We start from the raw sequence: 19,162 nt of genomic DNA, 5'->3' as shown, positions 1-19,162 counted from the left end.
GAGACTTTTCGCCAAGCAAGCCAAATGAGGCATGGTGTACAGATATAACGTATATATTTACCTTGGAAGGATTTGTATACCTTACAAGTGTAATGGATCTATATTCAAGAAAAATAATTGCATGGACCTTATCAAAAACATTGGAAGTGGAAGAAGTATTGAAATGTATAGAGATGGCTAGAAAGCGGAGAAAAACAGCGAATCCTGTAATTATTCATTCGGATAGAGGAGTACATTATACAAGCAAACTTTATAAAAAATTAACGGCAGGACTGATTCTAAGTTATTCAAAAAAAGGCACACCATGGGATAATGCATGTATAGAATCTTTTCATTCAGTAATTAAAAGAGAATGGTTAAATCGTACTTTGATTTATGATTATGATCATGCATATGATTTGTGTTTCGAATATATTGAAACATTCTACAACACGATACGAATCCATAGCCATTGCGGTTATGAATCACCAAATCAATATGAGAATAATTATTATTCAAAACATTAGAATTTAAAATTTATCTATTTTATGAGTCCTTTTTCTTGACGTAGTACCAGTGTTTTAAGCATTTCCAAATGGTAGAAGTGTGAGATTGAATACCGTCTTGTCCATTGATTAAAAGAATGGCTAAATCTAATACTTGAAGACTTCTTTCCATTTCGCTTGAAAAATCGACATGGCCTGGTGTGTCAATCAAATAGATTTCACTATCTTTCCAATGAAAGTGAGCTTCTTTTGAATAAATGGTAATGCCTCTTTCTCTTTCTTGATTATCATAATCCAAATAGGCATCTTGATGGTCGACACGTCCTAATTTTCGGATTGTTTTTGATGTATAGAGCATACTTTCGATACAAGTAGTTTTTCCTGCATCGACATGTGCTAATATTCCAGTTACTATTCGTTTCATAAATATCATTTTATCATGTTGACGCAAATGATAAAATAGAGATAGGTTTTTTCGGAGGAAAAATATGAAAGTCTTAATGTTGAATGGTAGTCCACATGCGAGTGGAGTGAATAATTTGGCTTTGCGTGAAATGGAAGCTATATTTAAAGAAAGTGGGGTTGAAACCGAAACTGTACAAGTTGGAAACTTAGCTGTTCGTGGTTGTTCAGCTTGTGGTGCTTGTACGAAACTTGGCAAGTGTGTATATGATGATATTGTCAATGAATTGTTACCCAAATTTGAAAAAGCGGATGGATTGGTTGTTTCAAGTCCTGTATATTATGCCAGCGCGAATGCGACATTGATTGCAGTATTGGATCGTTTGTTCTATGCTTCTCGTTTTGATAAGACAATGAAGGTGGGGGCTAGTGTTGTTTCTTGTCGTCGTGGCGGAGCGAGTACTACTTTTGATGAATTAAATAAGTATTTTACAATCAGTGGTATGCCTGTTGTATCGAGTCAATATTGGAATTCAATTCATGGAAATAATGCACAAGAAGCCAATCAGGATGAAGAGGGTAAACAAACAATGCGTGCTTTAGCTCGAAATATGACGTTCTTGATGAAAAGTATTGCCTTAGGTAAAGAGGCGTATGGCTTGCCTGAAAAAGAAAGTAGAAAGGGTACGAATTTTATTCGTTAAAAGGTGATCACATGGTGAATTTAAGACATCCAGATAATATATTTTATGATCGCGAAGGCGATTTATTCATAATCACAACGGATTTAGAGGGTCGTCAGGAAGTGGTTTGTAAGACCAATCTTGAATGTGTGAGTGATGTTTTGGCAAGATTGCTAGATATCAATTTTAAAAAGGTTTTAGACAGTAATGATCGTTTACGTATGTTAGGTGATTTAGAACAATTTGCGTGTGTATATGCACTGAAACTAATGACATATAAGACGGTAAAGGGACTTTATTTAGAGTTTCCTACTTTAGCTAAATATCAAGGTACAGCTCTAATTAGTCCACACACAGTTATTGACAAACGTAATGATGGCTACAACAATAAGTATCACTTAATGTTGGTGAATGTTATCTATACATCTATGATTCATGCGACTGTTAAGTATGCTGGTTCAAGTCAGGAGGCTGCACACATGAAAGAAGTGTTTGAAACGGTTTTACCAGATGATAAGGGTCTGATTGAAACGTTGAATGATTTCTATGATGGTGCTATCAATGAAGCAGATTTAACGGATATTATTAAGAATATTCAAAACGAAAATACGACAAAAGCTTAAAAAATCGTTTTCATCGACCGATTTTCGATTTTCGGGCGAGTACAAACACATAAAACATCTCTATGTTTAACGTGGAGGTGTTTTTTTATGAAACAAATTGTGCAATTTATTGAAGATAATAATATTTCAGAGGAAGAAGTTGCCAAAGCAGCCCATATGTCTTTGCGTAATTTTAGAAGGCAAATTCATTCCGAGAATCGTACGCAAACGCGTATTGTGCTTATTCTTGCAGATTATAATCATCAGTCCATTGATTCGATTTTCTTTGATCAAATGTATAATCAGCCCGTTAATTTAGAAGGCTTAACATGGACTCAGGTTCAAGATATTATGAAATTGATTCATCCCGAACTGTTTACAGATATTAAAAGAAGTTCGAAATTTAAGGATTTTGAATACAATTTAAAAAATGATATGGGTGATCGTATGCGTTTTGTACGGGAAGTTGTTTTTTCACTTTCACAAACTCAATTTGGCAAATATATGGAAGTAACGAGAAATACTGCTAAGTATTGGGATGAGGGACAGATCAATGTGGATAAGATTTTAAAAATATCGCAAAGAACAAACATCAGTATGGACTTTATGATTCGTGATAATTATCCGTTGACTTTACAGACACAAGGTATGAGTGAGGCTTTACATTTGGCGGTTATGACAAATTGTGTATTGTATCGTTTGAGAAATATGAAACAGTAAAATTAATTTAACTTTAGAGCATGAAAAATGCTCTTTTTTTCTTGCATAATTGGGGGTTTCCTATATAATAAACTTGTTCTTTTAATGAAACAAAAAGTTTAGTATAAAAAACAAATTAGGGGTGATAGAATGAAAATAGGCAAAAAACTAAAAGAGCTTCGAACCCAGAATGGGTTGACTTTGGAAGAACTTGCGAATCGTAGTGAATTAACGAAAGGCTTTTTATCGCAGTTAGAGCGCGACTTAACAAGTCCAAATATTTCTGCATTGGAGAATATATTGGAAGCTTTAGGTACTAATTTGGCGGATTTTTTTCAATCAAGCAAGGAAGAGCAGATTGTTTTCCATACGCAGGATTTTTTTGTGAATGAACAAGATGATTTGGTTACGGAATACATTATTCCTAATGCTCAAAAGAATCAGATGGAACCTCTTTTATTGACTTTAAAACCGGGCGCAAAGTCACAGGATGTCAAGGCTCATGAGGGAGAGGAATTTGGCTATGTTTTGAAGGGCAGTGTTGTTTTGGTTGTTGGTAATAAAAGGTTAAAAGTTAAATCAAAAGAAACCTTCTATATTACAGGTAAGGAAGGGCATTATTTAGAAAACGTATCGAGTGCAGATGCCAAAGTATTATGGGTATCTACACCGCCTGTATTTTAATTGACAAGGAGAGAACATACATGGAACAGGAAAAGAATAAATTAATTCAATTTCGCCACATCGTAAAAGAATTTGATGGTCAAGTTGTGTTAAAGGGTATTGATTTAGATATATATGAAAATGAGTTTGTCACACTATTAGGGCCTAGTGGTTGTGGAAAAACAACTTTATTACGTATTTTAGGTGGTTTTTTAGAACCTAGCGAAGGACAGGTCATCTTAAATGGAGAAGATATTTGTGAAGTGCCAGCCTATAAGCGTGAGTTGAATACGGTTTTCCAAAAATATGCACTATTCCCTCATATGAATGTGTATGACAATATTGCGTTTGGATTGAAAATTAAAAAGATGAGTAAGGACGTTATTGATCAAAAGGTCATGAAAATGTTGAAGTTGATTGGTCTTGAAGGATTTGAAAATAAAGATGTTACTTTACTATCTGGTGGTCAGCAGCAGCGTGTTGCGATTGCGCGTGCCTTAGTTAATGAGCCAAGCGTACTATTGTTGGATGAACCTTTGAGTGCGTTGGATTTAAAGCTTCGTAAAGAAATGCAGTATGAATTAAAGAAGATTCAACAAGAAGTAGGAATCACATTTATCTTCGTTACACATGATCAGGAAGAAGCACTAACAATGTCAGATAAGATTGTTATTATGAAGGATGGCGAGATTCAGCAGGTTGGTAGTCCAGAAGACATTTATAATGAACCAGTCAATCAATATGTTGCAAAGTTTATTGGGGAAAGTAATATTATTCCAGCACGCATGGTTTGCGATAAGAAAGTGCGTTTTGATGATATTACATTTGATTGTGTCGATGTTGGATATAAAGAAAATGAACCAGTGGATGTCGTAATTCGCCCAGAAGATATTGATATTGTGGATGTGAAAGATGGCAAGATGACTGGTGAAGTTGAGAGCGTATTATTTAAGGGTGTTCACTATGAAATCATGGTGGAAACAGTTCCTGGTACGCATGTTACAGTAAATATGCACGTAAACAAGAATTATGCGATCACAAGTGAAGATGGAAAAGAAAAGATTTCTGCCAACGACTTCTATCTAGACTTAGAAGATATGAAGGATATTGATGATAAAGAAATCATTGCGCGTGCCGATGCACAGGCTTGGAATCCTGAAACAGATGAGTTTATTTCAATTCATGATATTGATACAGATTTAAAACAGGAAGTAGGAGAATATACTGTTACTTTCTCAACAAACAATAAAACTTCAATCACGCGTAAGATTTGGGTTGTGGATCAAAGGGTTGTTGAAAACAAGAAGGCCAATGAAGCCGTTTCTGCGTTTAACTTCTTTAAAACAGTGGATGAAATCAAGGAATCCATGGCTATTGATACAGACTTGAAGACTTGGGCAAATGCACAGGGCTGGAAGTTGGATGACGAAAATGAAACAGTAGATCTAGATGTAGATTATGATTTTGATCCGGAAACAATTAAGGAAGGAATCTATAAGGTAACTTTCTGGACGACGGGTCGTGAATTCAAGATTCATACAACGGATTATGTAGAGGAAGGAAAAGAGGTCGGACTTACTTTCTTTGCGGAAGATATCCATGTTATGGAGAAAATGGGATTCTAGAAAATGAAAAAATTTCAACAATTAGCAATCCCTTATATTGTGTGGGCTTGCATCATGTTGTTGCTTCCGATGTTGCTGATTGCGTTTTATTCAATCATTCAGCAAGGCAACAGTATTGTGCACTTTAAGCTTACATTAGATAACTATGTTCGTTTCTTTACAGACAAAGATTTCTTGTTGATTTTATGGCGTTCTTTATGGATTGCCATTAAGACAACCATTATTTGTTTGTTGATTGGGTATCCAATCGCATACTTTATTTCTAAGAATAGTCCTAAAGTTCAACAAATCTTAGTTCTTGCGATTACTCTTCCTACATGGATCAACATGCTTGTAAGAACATATGCATGGATTGGTATTTTATCAAGCGATGGAATTATTAGTAGCTTTTTAGGCTTGTTTGGAATTCATACAGAACTTTTATATACAGAAGCTGCTGTATTGATTGGTATGGTGTATAACTTCTTGCCATTTATGATTCTGCAGATCAACACGGCTTTAACAAAGATGGATAAATCTTTATTAGAGGCGGCTCAGGATTTGGGCGCTAATAAATTCCAGACGTTCTGGAAGGTTATTTTCCCACTTTCATTACCGGGCGTAGTTTCAGGTATCACATTAGTGTTTTTACCTGCCGTAAGTTCATTCTTCATTCCTAAATTATTGGGTGGAGGACAATTCTTCTTGATTGGTAACGTCATTGAAAATCAGTTCATTACGGTAGGAGAATGGAACTTTGGTTCAGCTATCTCAATGATCATGGCTATGATCATGATGCTTCTAATGATGCTTGTAAGGAAATTGGAAGAGCGTAATAAGGAGGAAAAATAGGCATGTCGAAAGATAAGAGAGTATTAGGTAAAGTAGGCATGGCTTTATTATTGGTGTTCTTTTATGCACCAATATTATTCATGATTATTTTTTCCTTTAATAGTTCAAAATCGTTAACACACTTTACAGGGTTCTCGTTACGTTGGTATGAGGCTATGCTTAAAAACCATGGTATGATGGAATCTTTGTATGTCACAATTATTGTTGCCTTATTGGCGACAATTATTTCTACTATCGTTGGTACGATTACGGCGATTGGTTTATCAAAGTCAAAGAAAGTATTGCGTGCTTTTGTCAGTCAGGTCAATGATTTTCCAATCATGAACCCTGAAATTGTTACTGCCATTGGATTGATGCTTCTATTTATTACTTTCCAAATTGAAAAGGGATTTGTGACATTATTATTAGCACATATTGCTTTCTGTATTCCATATGTTATTTTGAGTATTATGCCTAAGATCAAATCATTAGATCCAAACTTGGCCGATGCTGCAATGGATCTAGGGGCTACGCCTTGGCAAGCTTTGGTGAAAGTTATTGTACCACAAATTATGCCGGGTATTGTTTCGGGTGCTTTGATTGCGTTCACAATGTCATTTGATGATTTTGTTATTTCCTATTTCGTAACGGGCCAAGGTGTAAAGAACTTGAGTATTATGGTGTATACAATGTCTAAGCGTATTAATCCAAGTGTAAATGCGATTAGTACAGTGGTTGTATTACTGATTACAATCACACTAATAATCGTGAATGTCTTGCCAATGATTCGAAAAAAGACAAGTCCTTCAAAACAAAATAAACCTTGGAAATGGGTTGTTGCGGGTGTTGTGGTAGTTGGTTTAGTGGCCTCTTTATTTGGCTTGAATAAATCAGCTGGTAGTCAGCCTTATGCAGGACAAACTTTACATGTATATAACTGGGGTGAATATACAGGTGAAAATATCATTTCAGGTTTTGAAGAGTTAACGGGAGCTAAGGTTATCATGGATAACTTTGATTCAAACGAGCAGATGTATATTAAGGTTGCCAATGGCGATGCGTATGATGTATTGGTTCCAAGTGATTATATGATTCAAAGAATGATGCAGGAAAAAATGCTTCAAAAATTAGAGCCAGAAACTCGCAAAGAATGTTTAGGTGAATTGGTGGATGCAATCAAAGGTCTTCCGTATGATCCAAAGAATGAATATTCAATTCCTTATTTCTGGGGTACTGTTGGTATCGTATACGATAAGACAAAAGTATCTGAAGAAGATTTGGAAAAAGATGGATGGGATATTTTCTTAGATCAGAAATTTAAGGGAGATATCTATCTATATGATTCTGAAAGAGATTCATTCATGATGGCATTAAAGGCACTTGGATATTCAATGAATACGACAAGTCAAGATGAATTGAATGATGCATATAACTGGTTGATTCAATGTGTTCAGACAATGGATCCAGAAATTGTAACAGATGAAATTATTGATAATATGGCACAGGCCAGAAAGGCTTTAGGACTTATTTATTCTGGAGATGCGGCATATGTCATGTCAGAAAATGAAAATATTGGATTCTATATGCCAAAGAGTGGAACAAACTTATGGTCAGATGCGATGGTTATTCCTAAGAATGCGAAGAATCCTAAGCTTGCGAACGAGTTTATTCGTTATATTACGAGCTATGATGCAGCTATGGATAATTCGAGTTATGTTGGATATACTTCACCAAATAAAGAAGTTATGGAAGAACTTGGTGGTAAAGGCGGAGATTATGATGGTATCAATGCATATACACCTCGTGCTGGTTACGATAAAGATGAAGTATTCCAATATGATGAAACTACACGTAAGATCATTGCGGATTTGTGGTCTAGAGTAAAAGTTGCGGCAAGTAACGCACATTAGTCGAAGAAAATTTCTTCGACTTTTTTTCATTATTATAATAGAATGAATGCATGAATCCGATTATTTTTATTTTATTATGCTTTGCTGCTTTAGGCTTATTTGACAAGATGTTTAAGAATCGACTTGGATTAGCCACTTCTTTTGATCGAGGCATTATAACGATGGGCGATTTTATGATGAGTGTAGGAGGCTTTTATTGTATTGCGATTGCGTTTTTAAATGGTCATGCCACTTTATTTGAAAATAAAGAAATGATTATTTCAAGTTTGTTGGCGCCAGATCTTGGTGGATATTCCATTATAGAGTCGATGACACATTCTGAAAGTGTGCTTATCTTTTGTGGTGTATTGTTAACATCTACTTTGGGGTGCTTGATTAGTTTTCAATTGCCAATCTTTTTAAATGAACTGGATACAGATGATTTGAATCACTATTTAAAAGGAGTTGTGTATGGTATTTTAGGTTTAATGCCTATTCTTATTGGTTGTGGCTTTTTATTGCATATTGATCATTTTTTGATCGTGTTTTTACCCGTAATTCTTATTTGTGCTATTTTGATTGGTTTATTTTTTATTTCATTTAAAACATTAATTGTCGTATTGACATTATTTTCTAAGCTTGTACAATTCGTAGGATATATCTTCTTTTTTCTAGTTTGTTTGACTTTCTTTTTCAATATGGACTTCACAAATGCGACATTGATCAATGAAGCTTTGCACATTGTATTTCAAATGAGTATAATTGTCTGTGGTTCTTTGGTGTTTTGTGAAATTATATTAAGGAAGTTTTCGAATCAGATTGAAAGAGTAGGTCAAATACTAAATATTGATAAATATTCAGTGATGGGAATTATCTTATCTTTTGGAACAAGTATTGCGATGTTACCATTATTTAGTAAAATGAACAGGAAGGGTAAGATTTTAAATGCTGCCTTTTCATTGAGTGGGGCATTTGTGTTTGGTGGACAACTCGGATTTATTGCCTCAGTCAATCCTGCAAGTGTGACTTGGTTTGTGGTTGTGAAACTGGTAGCTGGAATATTAGGTTTAGTTATAGCGAATGTAATGGAGGAATGATTATGAATTATATGGAATTGATGGAAAAAAGTCGTGGTGTGATGGGAACAAAATTATGTAAGTCTTGTCCTGTATGTGATGGAAGGGCATGTCGAAATACGATTCCGGGGCCTGGTGCTAAAGGAATTGGTGATGTTGCGATGCGTAACTATGATGCTTGGAAAAACATTCGTGTGAATATGGATACAATTACGGATAATGAGCCAGTAAGTACAGAATTAGAACTATTTGGTCATACTTTTAAATATCCGATTTTTGCAGGTCCTGTAGGAGCTGTAGCCATGCACTATTCAGATGCATATGATGATAATGGATACAATGATATTTTAGTCCGAGGTTGTATGGATGCTGGTATTTGTGCGTTTACAGGAGATGGAAAAGATCCTAGTATAATGGAAAATGCGACACGAATTATCAAAGAGAATAATGGGTATGGTATTCCAACCGTTAAACCTTGGAGCTTAGAGACTTATTTGGAAAAGCTAAATTTAGCTTTAAACAGCAATGCCTTTGCGGTAGCTATGGATGTAGATGCTGCTGGACTTCCTTTCTTAAAGGGGTGTCAGCCTCCTGCAGGAAGAATGAATACAGAACAATTAAAGGCAATCATTTCAAATACACCTGTACCATTTATTGTGAAGGGTGTTATGAGTGTGAAGGGGGCTTTAAAGGCAAAAGAAGCGGGAGCTAGTGCAATTGTGGTTTCGAATCATGGTGGTCGAGTTCAAGATCAGACGCCTGCAACGGCTGAAGTACTCGAAGAGATTGTAAAAGCTGTAGATGGCAGTATGAAAATCTTTGTGGATGGTGGACTTCGTAATGGTGTCGATATCTTTAAGGCTTTGGCATTAGGTGCGGATGCTGTCATTGTAGCTCGTCCATTTGTGAATGCGATTTATGGAGCAAAAGAAGAAGGTATTCAAGTCTTAGTGGATAAACTTGGTAGTGAACTTCAAGATACAATGGAGATGTGTGGGGCTAAAAGCTTAAAAGACATTACTCGTGATATGGTAAGATAGGCAGCTTAATTGCTGTCTTTTTTTATGCTTCAGGAAAAATGTGTAAAATAGTTACGAAAAACCTCGGAAAAATGTGCGAAATAGGTGTCTAAAAGTGCGGAAAAATGTGTAAAAATATGAATTTACTTGATAAGTAAAGCGCTTTTAAAAGGTGTCAGATTTTACTGGCACCTTTTCTTAATGAGATGAAGGCAAGTACTACATTGATCAAGCACCATGCTGACCAAAGATATAGGTCTGAATAGTTTCCTGCAAGTATAAAGCCTGTTAATGTAGCTAAACCAAATAGAATTAGAAGTGCAATGTTGGTTCCTTTCGAATTGTTCTTTCTAGATACAATCGATACAATTCCTCCACAAAGCATGCATATACTAACAACAAGTCCTGCACTTCCACTTACTTGTCCACTTTCTTCTAGTGCGTTGGCAAGGCCTGCCATCATACTTTGAAACACGACAAATACACTTAATACAATGGAAATGATTCCACTGACTAGTTTCCATGTTTTCATAATTAAAAATCCCCTTTCTTAAGTATATTTATAACTTAAAAATGGGGATAATTGGTATGCTCGTGGCATACATTATTGGTGAGTGATATCTAAGATGTGATTTAAAAGTCGTGGGACTAAGAAAGAAATGTAGATTACGGATCCTATTGATAAAATTCCTAACATAAATAATCGCCTCTTTCTTACACCTTTATTGTAAAATTTTAAATGTTTAAACGGTGTTAAAGAATGAGGCGTCATGTTGAGATTTCATTAAAAACGAAGGAATTTTTGTACGTCTGAATTTTGCGCAAGAATAAGAATGTTTTCGGATTCCTGGAAAGTATGTTCAGCACTAGGAAGCGGGTCTAGAATTCCATTGATTTTTGTAGCTAGAATGTTGATATGGTATTTTCTACGAATATCGAGTTCTAACATGGTTTTTCCAATCCAAGCGGTTGGTGCGGCAATTTCATAAATGGAATATTCTGGAGTAAGTTGTACGTAGTCAAAGATGTTTTCGCTTGAAAAACGTACGGCGGCCCAGTTACCAATTTGTTTTTCAGGATATACAACTTCATCGGCTCCATTGCGTAATAAGAATTTAGCGTGTACATCGCGCACGGCTCTTGCGACAACAAGTTTTGATCCGTAATCTTTTAATAGGGCTGTTGTTTCGAGTGAACTTTGAAAGTCATCTCCAATGGCTACAACGCAAAGATCAAAGTTCGATACGCCTAGTGAGTCAATAAAGCTTTCGTCGGTAGAATCTCCGATTTGTGCGTTTGTGACATAAGAAAGGACTTTGTTGATTTTTTCTTCATTTTTATCAATGGCCAAAACGTCATGTCCTAAATCATATAGTTTTTGTGCCATGTGACGTCCAAAACGTCCCATACCAATAATTAATACTGATTTCATATGTTCCTCCTATCATCCAATTGTGATATTTTCTTGTGGTAAATTTGCGTTTGCGACAACTTGATGTTTAGAAATAGCTAAAAGTAAAGTTAAGCCTCCAATTCTTCCAAAGAACATCAAGAAAATTAAAATACAATGTGATGCACTTGATAATGTAGGTGTGATTCCTAATGTCAATCCGACTGTACCAATGGCAGAGGCCGCTTCAAATAGGGCGTCAAGAATGGGTAATTGATCGAAGGTTGAAATAAGAAAAGCTCCTGTAAAGAATAATACCATAAACAACATAAATAGGGCGGTCGCATTGTTTAATGTGTCCATGGAAATGCGTCTTCCAAAACATTGAGGGTTTTGTTTATGATTGAATACAGCACGAATACTTAGAATCAATACGGCTAGTGTTGTTGTTTTAAATCCTCCGGCCGTTCCTTGTGGACTTCCTCCTATCAACATTAATAGGGTCATAAAGAAAATGCTGCTTTGATTCATTTTGTTTAAATCAATCGTATTAAATCCGGCTGTTCTTGGGGTTACGGCTTGGAAAATGGAAACGTTGATTTGTTCGGCTAGAGGCATATTCCAATGGCTAAAGTCATTGATAAAGAAATAGAGTGTACTGATGATCAACAATGTTGCAGTAGTAAATAATACAACTTTGGATTGTAGTGAATATTTATGTAAATGATGTTTGTATTCAACAACATCTTTCCAGACAAAGAAGCCTAAACCACCCAGTACGATTAGTGCTGCAATGACGTTGGATACTAAAATATCGCCGGCATATCCTGTTAAAGATGAGTAGGCTTGGTTTGTACCCATTAGATCAAAGCCTGCGTTACAAAAGGCTGAGATGGAATGGAATATGGAATACCATAGGCCTTTGACAAGTCCAAAACGCGGTAAGAAGCGTATGCCTAATAAGATGGCACCTAGTGCTTCGACACATATTGTAGCTCTTAGAATCCATTTTGTGTTTCGGATAATACCCCCTAGTTTTGGGGCAGAAATAGATTGTTGCATAAAATATCTTTGTTTAAAACCAATTTTCTTGCCTCCAAGAACAAAGAGTAGAATGGCCATTGTAATGACGCCCATACCTCCAATTTGAATCAGAATCAAGATAATGAGTTGTCCAAAGGAGGACCAATATTGTGCTGTGTCATGCATAATCAGTCCGGTTACGCAGGAGGCACTGGTTGAAGTGAATAATGCATCTAAAAAGGGCGCGCCCTTACCATCGTTTGTGGAAAATGGAAGCATAAGCAGGCAGGCACCGATAAATATCATAGTCGCAAAACTGAGGATAATCATTTGTCCTGGGGTAATGCGTTTCATACGTTTTTTAAACATAAAACCACCTATTCTAATACCTTAAAACATTCTACACTAGTCTGTATTAAGATTTCATAAAGTATTTTAACACTATGTTAAGACAATGTTAAGATGAATAATTCTTTGTGGGCTTGTGTTATACTAACTTTATGGCGAATGTATTAATATGTTTATCGGCTTCTAAATATAATTCTAGAGTTATTGATAAGGGAGCTCAAATTGCGAAAAGCAATCATGCAGTATTGAGTGCTATTTTTGTGCAAACTCCAAAATATGAGGGGATAAGTGCGGCATCAAAGAGTTGTTTACGTGAAAATATTAAGTATGCGGAGAGTAAAGGGGCAAAAGTAACGATTCTTTATGGACAGAATGTATTGCCTCAGCTTGTGGAATATGTGGGTGTTTCTCAGGTGGATTGTGTTGTTTTAGAAAAGAGTTTGGCGAAACAAGCATTGTTTAAGTTGAAAGATATTGATGTATATTCTGTGGATTATCCGCAGGATTATCGTCGCATGTTTCATTTTAATTTTAATCTTTTGAGTTTTTCATTGAAAGATACATTAAAAATGATGGGGATTCTTTTTCTTTGTACGCTTATTGGCAAGGAATTTATGCACTTTCAATTCTTGATTACTACGCCTATTATGATCTATATCTTGGGCATTGTATTTGTATCCATTTGGACAAGTGGATATATCTATAGTTTATTGGCGTCTTTATTTTCAGCGTTATGCTTTAACTTTTTCTTTACATATCCCTACTTTTCTTTGTTGAGTGATCCAAGCTATATTACGACATATATTGTTATGTTTGTGGTGGCCATGTCATCTAGTTCATTAATGACAAGATTAAAAAAACAGTCTTTCGAAAATGCCAAACAAGTGTATCGTACGCAAGTCTTATTGGAGATGAGCCAGATGCTTCAAAAGGCGAATGATATGAATGCAATCTATGCTTCGATGTTAAAACAGCTGCATAAATTATTGGATACGGATTTAGTGTTGTATCCACATAATGATGAGCCTATTCTATTAGGACAGTGTCCTGTAGAAACGGATATTGTGGCTTGGGTTTATAAAAATAGGCATGAGGCTGGAAAGACAACGAGTTATCATTCGGATTCGATGTGTTTATATTTGCCTATTAATGGAACGCATGAAGTATTAAGTGTGGTTGGAATTGTATTAAAAGATAAGATAGATTCTTTTGAAAAAAATTTGTGGCTTGCAATATTGGACGAGTGTGGTATGGCTTTAGAGAGGGAAATGATTCGCTTAGAAAATCTAAAGATTGAGCAGCAAGCCAAACAAGAGGCGTTGCGAGCCGATTTATTACGTATGATTTCGCATGATTTAAGAACGCCACTGACTAGTATTTCAGGCAATGCCGGTTTATTGTTGGAAAACGAGAATGCGTTCTCACAAGAAAAGAAGAAGGAATTGTATCAAGATATTTATAATGATGCGATGTGGTTGTATGATTTGGTGGAAAACTTATTGTTTATAACGAGAATTGAAAATGGTACGATGCAGTTGAATTTACAACCAGAAATGATTGAGGATATTTTTAGAGAGGCCATTCATCATTTGGGTCGTAATAAACGTAAACATAATATTTCTATGCATTTAGAGGATGATTTATTGATGGCTAATATGGATGCACGCTTGATTATTCAGGTTTTAGTGAATTTAATAAATAATGCGATCAAATATACGCCTGAAAATTCAAATATTTCTTTGAATGCTAGGCGGGTTGAGGATAAAATTTTAATTGAAGTTCAAGATGATGGAAATGGTGTTTTACATCCAGATCAATTGTTTGAGATGTTCTATACGGAAAACAATCGAGGTGGAGATACAAGACGTGGCATGGGTCTAGGTCTATCTTTGTGTAAGTCAATTATTCAATCGCATGGTGGTACGATTTGGGTTGAGAATGTAACGCCTCATGGAGCTTGTTTTAAGTTTGTATTGGATGCAGTGGAGGTAAAGTTGTATGAATAAAGTTCAAATCTTAGTAATTGAAGATGATATAGCGGTTGGGAATTTGATTACGACAACTCTAGAGATGGAAAATTATCAGTTTCGTCTGGCAAAAACAGCGAAGCAAGGAATCATGAATGTGCTTTCTTATAATCCTGACATTATGCTGCTAGACTTAGGTTTACCGGATATGGATGGTTTGGAAGTTATAAAGAAGGTTCGTTCTTGGTCAAATATTCCAATTATTGTAGTTTCGGCAAGAAGTGAAGATCAAGATAAAGTGAAAGCTTTAGATTTAGGGGCCGATGATTATTTGACAAAACCATTTTCAGTGGATGAATTGTTAGCTAGACTTCGTGTAACAATTCGAAGATTAAATAATAGTCAGACCATAAGTGTAAATGAGAGTGTATATGAAAATGGAGATTTGACAATCAATTATGCGCAGGGTTGTGTATATGAGAATGGGCATGAAATCCATTTAACACCAATTGAATATAAATTGTTGTGTGTTTTATCTAAAAATACCGATAAGGTTTTAACACATAATTATATCATGCAAGAAGTGTGGGGAAGTGTTCAAGGTACAGAAACGCCAAGTCTTCGTGTGTTTATGGCTACATTGCGTAAAAAGATTGAGCCAGATACTTCAAATCCTAAATATATTCAGACGCATGTGGGGGTTGGATATCGCATGTTGCGGCAAACAGAAAAAGCAGATCAAACGAGCGAATCACTATCATAATAACGGTAGGGTTCGCTTTTAATGTGTGCCGGGCACGGCATGAGTCCAGTTGGAGATAAACCAAGTAAAATGAGCAATGATATATTTAAAGTAACTTAGAGCAGTATAGATAAAAAATGTTTATAATTATTCAAAAAATAAAAAGGAGAGTAAGACGATAAAATCAGAACTGTCTTACTCTTTAATGACGTTTACTAGTGTCTTCGCATGTTGAAATAGAGTGAAATAATAATTGTGATAACACCAAATGTGATTAGTGCCATAATGGTTTTATTGATGCATAGAAGGATCAATATACTAAATAGGCTGACAATCGCAAATAGGAATAGTTCAATTTTTAATAGAATGGGATACATCAACAATGAATCGCGAAAACTGATTTTTTCGTATTGTGGTTCATTGTTTTTTAATAGTCTTTTTTCATATATAAATAGAATTTGGCTAAAGAGCACGACAAAAACAAGGTATATGATATTAAAAAAGATTTCTTTTGAGAAGAGTGCACTGCACGTTAAAAACATGACAAGAATGGTTCCAATTCTTGGCAGGTACACGTAATAATTATATTTCATATAGTTTTTTCCTTTCTTTTATTATGCCATAAATCATATCACTTGAAATATACCTATAGGGGGTATATCATTATATCGAGGTGAGATTAATGAGTGAGTGCTGTCATAAAAAGCATAAGCCTAGAGATGAGAAAGAAATCAAACAATTGACGAATCGTCTTCATCGTATGGTAGGACAATTGAATGGAATTGAGAATATGTTGAAGGAAAATCGTTATTGTGGCGACATCTTAGTGCAGGTAGCGGCTGTAGAGAGTGCTTTGCAGGCATTTGGATACATTGTTTTGCAGGAGCATTTAAATACGTGTGTTGTTGAGGATGTGCAAAATGGAAATACAGAAATCATGAGTGAGGTTATGGATTTAGTAAAGAAGTTAAAGTAGGTGGTTTTAATGGAAGAAAAATTTGATGTGACAGGCATGACATGTGCGGCTTGTCAGGCTAATGTAACTCGTGTTGTGAGTAAGTTAGATGGTGTGAGTCATTGTGACGTCTCTTTATTATCGAATTCAATGAAGGTTGAATTTGATCAAGATAGGGTGAATGAACAAACGATTTGTGAAGCTGTAAAACAGATTGGCTATGGAGCTAGTGTGCATGGTCAAAAGACAGCGGTTCGTAAAGAATGGCAGGATCGGCAAAATCGAGTGGAATCGGATCAAAGAAGTGCTAAACAAAGATTGATTTTGAGTTTAGTTTTATTGGTTCCTTTACTTCTAATTGCGATGGGTCCTATGGTGGGCGTTCCTATTTTAGAGGGTATGGAATGGATGATGGTTTCAGCCTTAACACAGCTGATTCTATGTCTATTTATATTGTTTATTCAAAGACATTTCTTTATTACAGGTTTTAAGGCTTTAATTAAAAAGTCGGCCAATATGGATTCTTTAGTTGCGATGGGTTCAGGTGCAAGTTTTGTGTATGGCTTGGTTGGTATTTATCAGATGGCCTATTATTTTGGTGCGCAGAATATAGAAATGGCCCATATGGCTATGCATTCTTTATACTTTGAGTCGGCCGCAACAATTGTGACTTTGGTTAGTGTTGGAAAGTATTTGGAGTCTAGATCCAAGGCGAAAACGAGTGATGCCTTAGATAAGTTGGTGGACTTAGCCCCAAAAAACGCAACAATTTTAAGGGATGGTAAAGAAATTGTTGTATCGAGTGAAAGTATTCGAATTCATGATATAGTTGTGATTCGTCCGGGACAAAGAATTCCAGTAGATGGTAAAGTCATTTCGGGTACAGGCTATGTAGATCAGTCGGCGATTACGGGTGAGAGTCTTCCGGTAGAAAAGAATGTAGGGGATTCAGTCATTTCAGCTACAATGAATGAAAATGGTACTTTTCAGTTTGAGGCTGAAAAAGTAGGTGAAGATACAACTTTGGCTAAGATCATTCGGCTAGTTGATGATGCAGGTAATTCAAAGGCCCCTATTGCTCGTTTGGCAGATAAAGTGAGTGGAGTGTTTGTTCCAGTTGTGATTGTCATCGCATTGATTACTTTAATCGCATGGTTGATCAATGGTCAAACGATTCAATTTGCGTTATCCAATGCGATTAGTGTACTCGTAATTTCTTGTCCTTGTGCCTTAGGTTTAGCTACGCCAGTTGCGATTATGGTAGGTACGGGTAAGGCTGCGGAAAATGGGATTTTAATAAAGTCGGCTGCCACATTAGAACAGCTACATTCGATTGATACGATTGTATTGGATAAGACGGGTACGATTACTTCAGGAAAGCCAAGTGTTCAAGGTATTAAGGTATATACAAATATTAGTATGAATGACTTTATTTCAATGGCGGCAAGCTTAGAGAGTGGTTCTTTACATCCTTTGGGACAGGCCATTGTGGAGTATGCGAAAGATAAAAATATAAATCTTCAACAACCAGAAAATTTCATAAACATTTCGGGTCGTGGTATTCAGGCTAAGCTAAATGGACATGTGTATTTGGCAGGAAATAAAAGGTTATTAGAAGAGAAAAATATTAGAATAAATCAAAATGTTTTATCAGATTTAGATGCTTATGCAAGTTTAGGTCAAACTCCATTGATTTTTGTGGAAGATCAAAATGTGATTGGTTTAATTAGTGTGGCGGATACCATTCGTAGTACGAGTCAGGTTGCATTAGAACAATTTAAAAAGAAGAATATGCATGTGGTTATGTTGACTGGAGACAATCAAAAAACAGCGAATGCGATTGGTAAATCTTTAAGTGTGGATGAAGTGATTAGTGATGTTTTACCACAAGATAAGGAGAGTGTAATTCGTAAGCTTCAAGAACAAGGTAAGAAGGTTATGATGGTGGGTGATGGAATCAATGATGCGCCTGCATTAATGCGAGCAGATATTGGAGTAGCGATTGGTGGTGGAACCGATATTGCCTTGGATAGTGCGGATGTGATTTTGATGAAAAGCTCTTTATTGGATGTAGTAACGGCAATCGATTTATCAAATGATGTCATCAAGAATATCAAGATGAATTTATTCTGGGCTTTCTTCTATAACATTCTAGGAATTCCAGTTGCGGCAGGTCTATTGTATCCGGCATTTGGCCTTCGATTATCACCAATGATTGGTTCTGCATGTATGTCTTTGAGTAGTGTTTGTGTTGTCACAAACGCATTGCGACTTCGTTATTTTAAACCTAAAGTTCAAAGTGAAGAAGTCAAAACGTACACAATGCATATTGATGGTATGTCTTGTGGACATTGTGCATGGTTAGTAGAGGATGCTTTAAAGAAGGTTTTAAATGTAAAAGAAGTTCGTGTGGATTATAATTTAGGTAAGGCCGATATTGACTATGTGCAACAAGTGAATAAGGTGGCTTTAAGACAAGCGGTTGAAGATGCGGGTTATATTCCCGTTGAATATAAGGAGGAAAAGAAAATGAAAAAAGTAGTAACAGTAGATGGTATGATGTGCATGCATTGTGTGGCACATGTGAAGGATGCCTTGAGTAAAGTAGAAGGTGTAAGTGATGTAGTGGTTAGTTTGGATGAAAAAACAGCTACATTAAACTGCACGGAGAATGTCACAGATCAGATGTTGAGTGATGCCGTGACAAATGCAGGATACACAGTTATTTCAGTAAAATAACGAATCATAAAAATTAAAAAAGTCAAGACTTGTAAGCGGATTCAG

General features: G+C 35.8%; 17 protein-coding genes and 1 pseudogene. 14 read left to right on the top strand and 4 right to left on the bottom strand.

The features are described from left to right. Positions 1 to 506: IS3 family transposase (locus FYJ55_RS04105; protein ID WP_154555753.1), on the top strand; the 506-nt coding region annotated here is incomplete at its 5' end. A 46-nt stretch (positions 507 to 552) separates the two neighbouring features. Here FYJ55_RS04105 and FYJ55_RS04100 read toward each other — a convergent pair. Continuing rightward, positions 553 to 909 (bottom strand): annotated as a pseudogene (locus FYJ55_RS04100) (GTP-binding protein); the annotation flags it as partial. A gap of 64 nt (positions 910 to 973) precedes the next feature. On the opposite strand from FYJ55_RS04100, the gene FYJ55_RS04095 reads away from it, so the two are divergent. The 9 genes from FYJ55_RS04095 (at position 974) to FYJ55_RS04055 (ending at position 9,974) form a co-directional block, all read left to right on the top strand. Continuing rightward, positions 974 to 1,591 carry a flavodoxin family protein gene (locus tag FYJ55_RS04095; RefSeq protein ID WP_154555752.1) on the top strand — a complete coding sequence of 206 codons (618 nt, stop codon included), beginning with the start codon at positions 974 to 976 and terminating at the stop codon, positions 1,589 to 1,591. Positions 1,592 to 1,602: 11 nt separating this feature from the next. Continuing rightward, positions 1,603 to 2,193, top strand: coding sequence for a hypothetical protein (locus FYJ55_RS04090; RefSeq protein WP_154555751.1), 591 nt, complete (start codon positions 1,603 to 1,605; stop codon positions 2,191 to 2,193). An 87-nt stretch (positions 2,194 to 2,280) separates the two neighbouring features. Then, complete coding sequence (locus FYJ55_RS04085; RefSeq protein WP_154555750.1) at positions 2,281 to 2,892, top strand: hypothetical protein; 612 nt, start codon at positions 2,281 to 2,283, stop codon at positions 2,890 to 2,892. Positions 2,893 to 3,021: 129 nt separating this feature from the next. After that, positions 3,022 to 3,555, top strand: a complete 534-nt coding sequence (locus FYJ55_RS04080; RefSeq protein ID WP_154555749.1) for a cupin domain-containing protein — start codon at positions 3,022 to 3,024, stop codon at positions 3,553 to 3,555. A 20-nt stretch (positions 3,556 to 3,575) separates the two neighbouring features. Next, positions 3,576 to 5,159: an ABC transporter ATP-binding protein gene (locus FYJ55_RS04075; RefSeq protein ID WP_117571399.1), complete on the top strand. Its 1,584-nt coding sequence runs from the start codon at positions 3,576 to 3,578 to the stop codon at positions 5,157 to 5,159. A gap of 3 nt (positions 5,160 to 5,162) precedes the next feature. Further along, a complete protein-coding gene (locus FYJ55_RS04070) occupies positions 5,163 to 5,990 on the top strand; it encodes an ABC transporter permease (protein WP_117925107.1) in 828 nt (275 codons plus the stop codon). Between the two features lie 2 nt (positions 5,991 to 5,992). Next, on the top strand, positions 5,993 to 7,879 hold the full coding sequence (locus FYJ55_RS04065) for an extracellular solute-binding protein (RefSeq protein WP_154555748.1): 1,887 nt from the start codon (positions 5,993 to 5,995) through the stop codon (positions 7,877 to 7,879). A 50-nt stretch (positions 7,880 to 7,929) separates the two neighbouring features. Further along, entirely contained in the window at positions 7,930 to 8,955 is a 1,026-nt protein-coding gene (eutH, locus tag FYJ55_RS04060) for an ethanolamine utilization protein EutH (protein WP_154555747.1), read from the top strand. Positions 8,956 to 8,957: 2 nt separating this feature from the next. After that, positions 8,958 to 9,974, top strand: coding sequence for an alpha-hydroxy-acid oxidizing protein (locus tag FYJ55_RS04055; protein WP_154555746.1), 1,017 nt, complete (start codon positions 8,958 to 8,960; stop codon positions 9,972 to 9,974). A 154-nt stretch (positions 9,975 to 10,128) separates the two neighbouring features. On the opposite strand, the gene FYJ55_RS04050 is transcribed toward FYJ55_RS04055, so the two are convergent. From FYJ55_RS04050 to FYJ55_RS04040, 3 genes are all read right to left on the bottom strand, one after another. Further along, complete coding sequence (locus tag FYJ55_RS04050) at positions 10,129 to 10,485, bottom strand: hypothetical protein (protein ID WP_154555745.1); 357 nt, start codon at positions 10,483 to 10,485, stop codon at positions 10,129 to 10,131. Positions 10,486 to 10,737: 252 nt separating this feature from the next. Further along, positions 10,738 to 11,385: a potassium channel family protein gene (locus FYJ55_RS04045; RefSeq protein ID WP_154555744.1), complete on the bottom strand. Its 648-nt coding sequence runs from the start codon at positions 11,383 to 11,385 to the stop codon at positions 10,738 to 10,740. A 12-nt stretch (positions 11,386 to 11,397) separates the two neighbouring features. Next, entirely contained in the window at positions 11,398 to 12,735 is a 1,338-nt protein-coding gene (locus tag FYJ55_RS04040; protein ID WP_154555743.1) for a TrkH family potassium uptake protein, read from the bottom strand. Between the two features lie 107 nt (positions 12,736 to 12,842). Here FYJ55_RS04040 and FYJ55_RS04035 point away from each other — a divergent pair, with 107 nt between their 5' ends. From FYJ55_RS04035 to FYJ55_RS04020, 4 genes are all read left to right on the top strand, one after another. Further along, positions 12,843 to 14,720 carry a DUF4118 domain-containing protein gene (locus FYJ55_RS04035; RefSeq protein WP_195836657.1) on the top strand — a complete coding sequence of 626 codons (1,878 nt, stop codon included), beginning with the start codon at positions 12,843 to 12,845 and terminating at the stop codon, positions 14,718 to 14,720. Then, complete coding sequence (locus FYJ55_RS04030) at positions 14,713 to 15,444, top strand: response regulator (protein WP_154555741.1); 732 nt, start codon at positions 14,713 to 14,715, stop codon at positions 15,442 to 15,444. The genes FYJ55_RS04035 and FYJ55_RS04030 overlap by 8 nt, the downstream gene beginning before the upstream one ends. A 661-nt stretch (positions 15,445 to 16,105) precedes the next feature. Then, the gene (locus FYJ55_RS04025) at positions 16,106 to 16,399 is read left to right on the top strand and encodes a metal-sensing transcriptional repressor (protein ID WP_118114599.1); all 294 of its coding nucleotides are present in this window, start codon (positions 16,106 to 16,108) and stop codon (positions 16,397 to 16,399) included. A gap of 9 nt (positions 16,400 to 16,408) precedes the next feature. Continuing rightward, a complete protein-coding gene (locus tag FYJ55_RS04020; protein WP_154555740.1) occupies positions 16,409 to 19,117 on the top strand; it encodes a heavy metal translocating P-type ATPase in 2,709 nt (902 codons plus the stop codon). The last annotated feature ends 45 nt before the right edge of the window (positions 19,118 to 19,162 follow it).

It is taken from the genome of Holdemanella porci, assembly GCF_009696075.1.
GTDB classification, from domain to species: Bacteria; Bacillota_I; Bacilli_A; order Erysipelotrichales; family Erysipelotrichaceae; genus Holdemanella; species Holdemanella porci.
Note: the sequence above shows the minus strand (reverse complement) of the source record. Positions and strands in the feature narration are given on the sequence as shown.

Excerpts from the sequence above, each read along its gene's own strand:
- FYJ55_RS04095 (WP_154555752.1), top strand. The coding sequence starts at position 974 with ATGAAAGTCTTAATGTTGAATGGTAGTCCACATGCGAGTGGAGTGAAT.
- FYJ55_RS04090 (WP_154555751.1), top strand. The coding sequence starts at position 1,603 with ATGGTGAATTTAAGACATCCAGATAATATATTTTATGATCGCGAAGGC.
- FYJ55_RS04085 (WP_154555750.1), top strand. The coding sequence starts at position 2,281 with ATGAAACAAATTGTGCAATTTATTGAAGATAATAATATTTCAGAGGAA.
- FYJ55_RS04080 (WP_154555749.1), top strand. The coding sequence starts at position 3,022 with ATGAAAATAGGCAAAAAACTAAAAGAGCTTCGAACCCAGAATGGGTTG.
- FYJ55_RS04075 (WP_117571399.1), top strand. The coding sequence starts at position 3,576 with ATGGAACAGGAAAAGAATAAATTAATTCAATTTCGCCACATCGTAAAA.
- FYJ55_RS04070 (WP_117925107.1), top strand. The coding sequence starts at position 5,163 with ATGAAAAAATTTCAACAATTAGCAATCCCTTATATTGTGTGGGCTTGC.
- FYJ55_RS04065 (WP_154555748.1), top strand. The coding sequence starts at position 5,993 with ATGTCGAAAGATAAGAGAGTATTAGGTAAAGTAGGCATGGCTTTATTA.
- eutH (WP_154555747.1), top strand. The coding sequence starts at position 7,930 with ATGAATCCGATTATTTTTATTTTATTATGCTTTGCTGCTTTAGGCTTA.
- FYJ55_RS04055 (WP_154555746.1), top strand. The coding sequence starts at position 8,958 with ATGAATTATATGGAATTGATGGAAAAAAGTCGTGGTGTGATGGGAACA.
- FYJ55_RS04050 (WP_154555745.1), bottom strand. The coding sequence starts at position 10,485 with ATGAAAACATGGAAACTAGTCAGTGGAATCATTTCCATTGTATTAAGT.
- FYJ55_RS04045 (WP_154555744.1), bottom strand. The coding sequence starts at position 11,385 with ATGAAATCAGTATTAATTATTGGTATGGGACGTTTTGGACGTCACATG.
- FYJ55_RS04040 (WP_154555743.1), bottom strand. The coding sequence starts at position 12,735 with ATGTTTAAAAAACGTATGAAACGCATTACCCCAGGACAAATGATTATC.
- FYJ55_RS04030 (WP_154555741.1), top strand. The coding sequence starts at position 14,713 with ATGAATAAAGTTCAAATCTTAGTAATTGAAGATGATATAGCGGTTGGG.
- FYJ55_RS04025 (WP_118114599.1), top strand. The coding sequence starts at position 16,106 with ATGAGTGAGTGCTGTCATAAAAAGCATAAGCCTAGAGATGAGAAAGAA.
- FYJ55_RS04020 (WP_154555740.1), top strand. The coding sequence starts at position 16,409 with ATGGAAGAAAAATTTGATGTGACAGGCATGACATGTGCGGCTTGTCAG.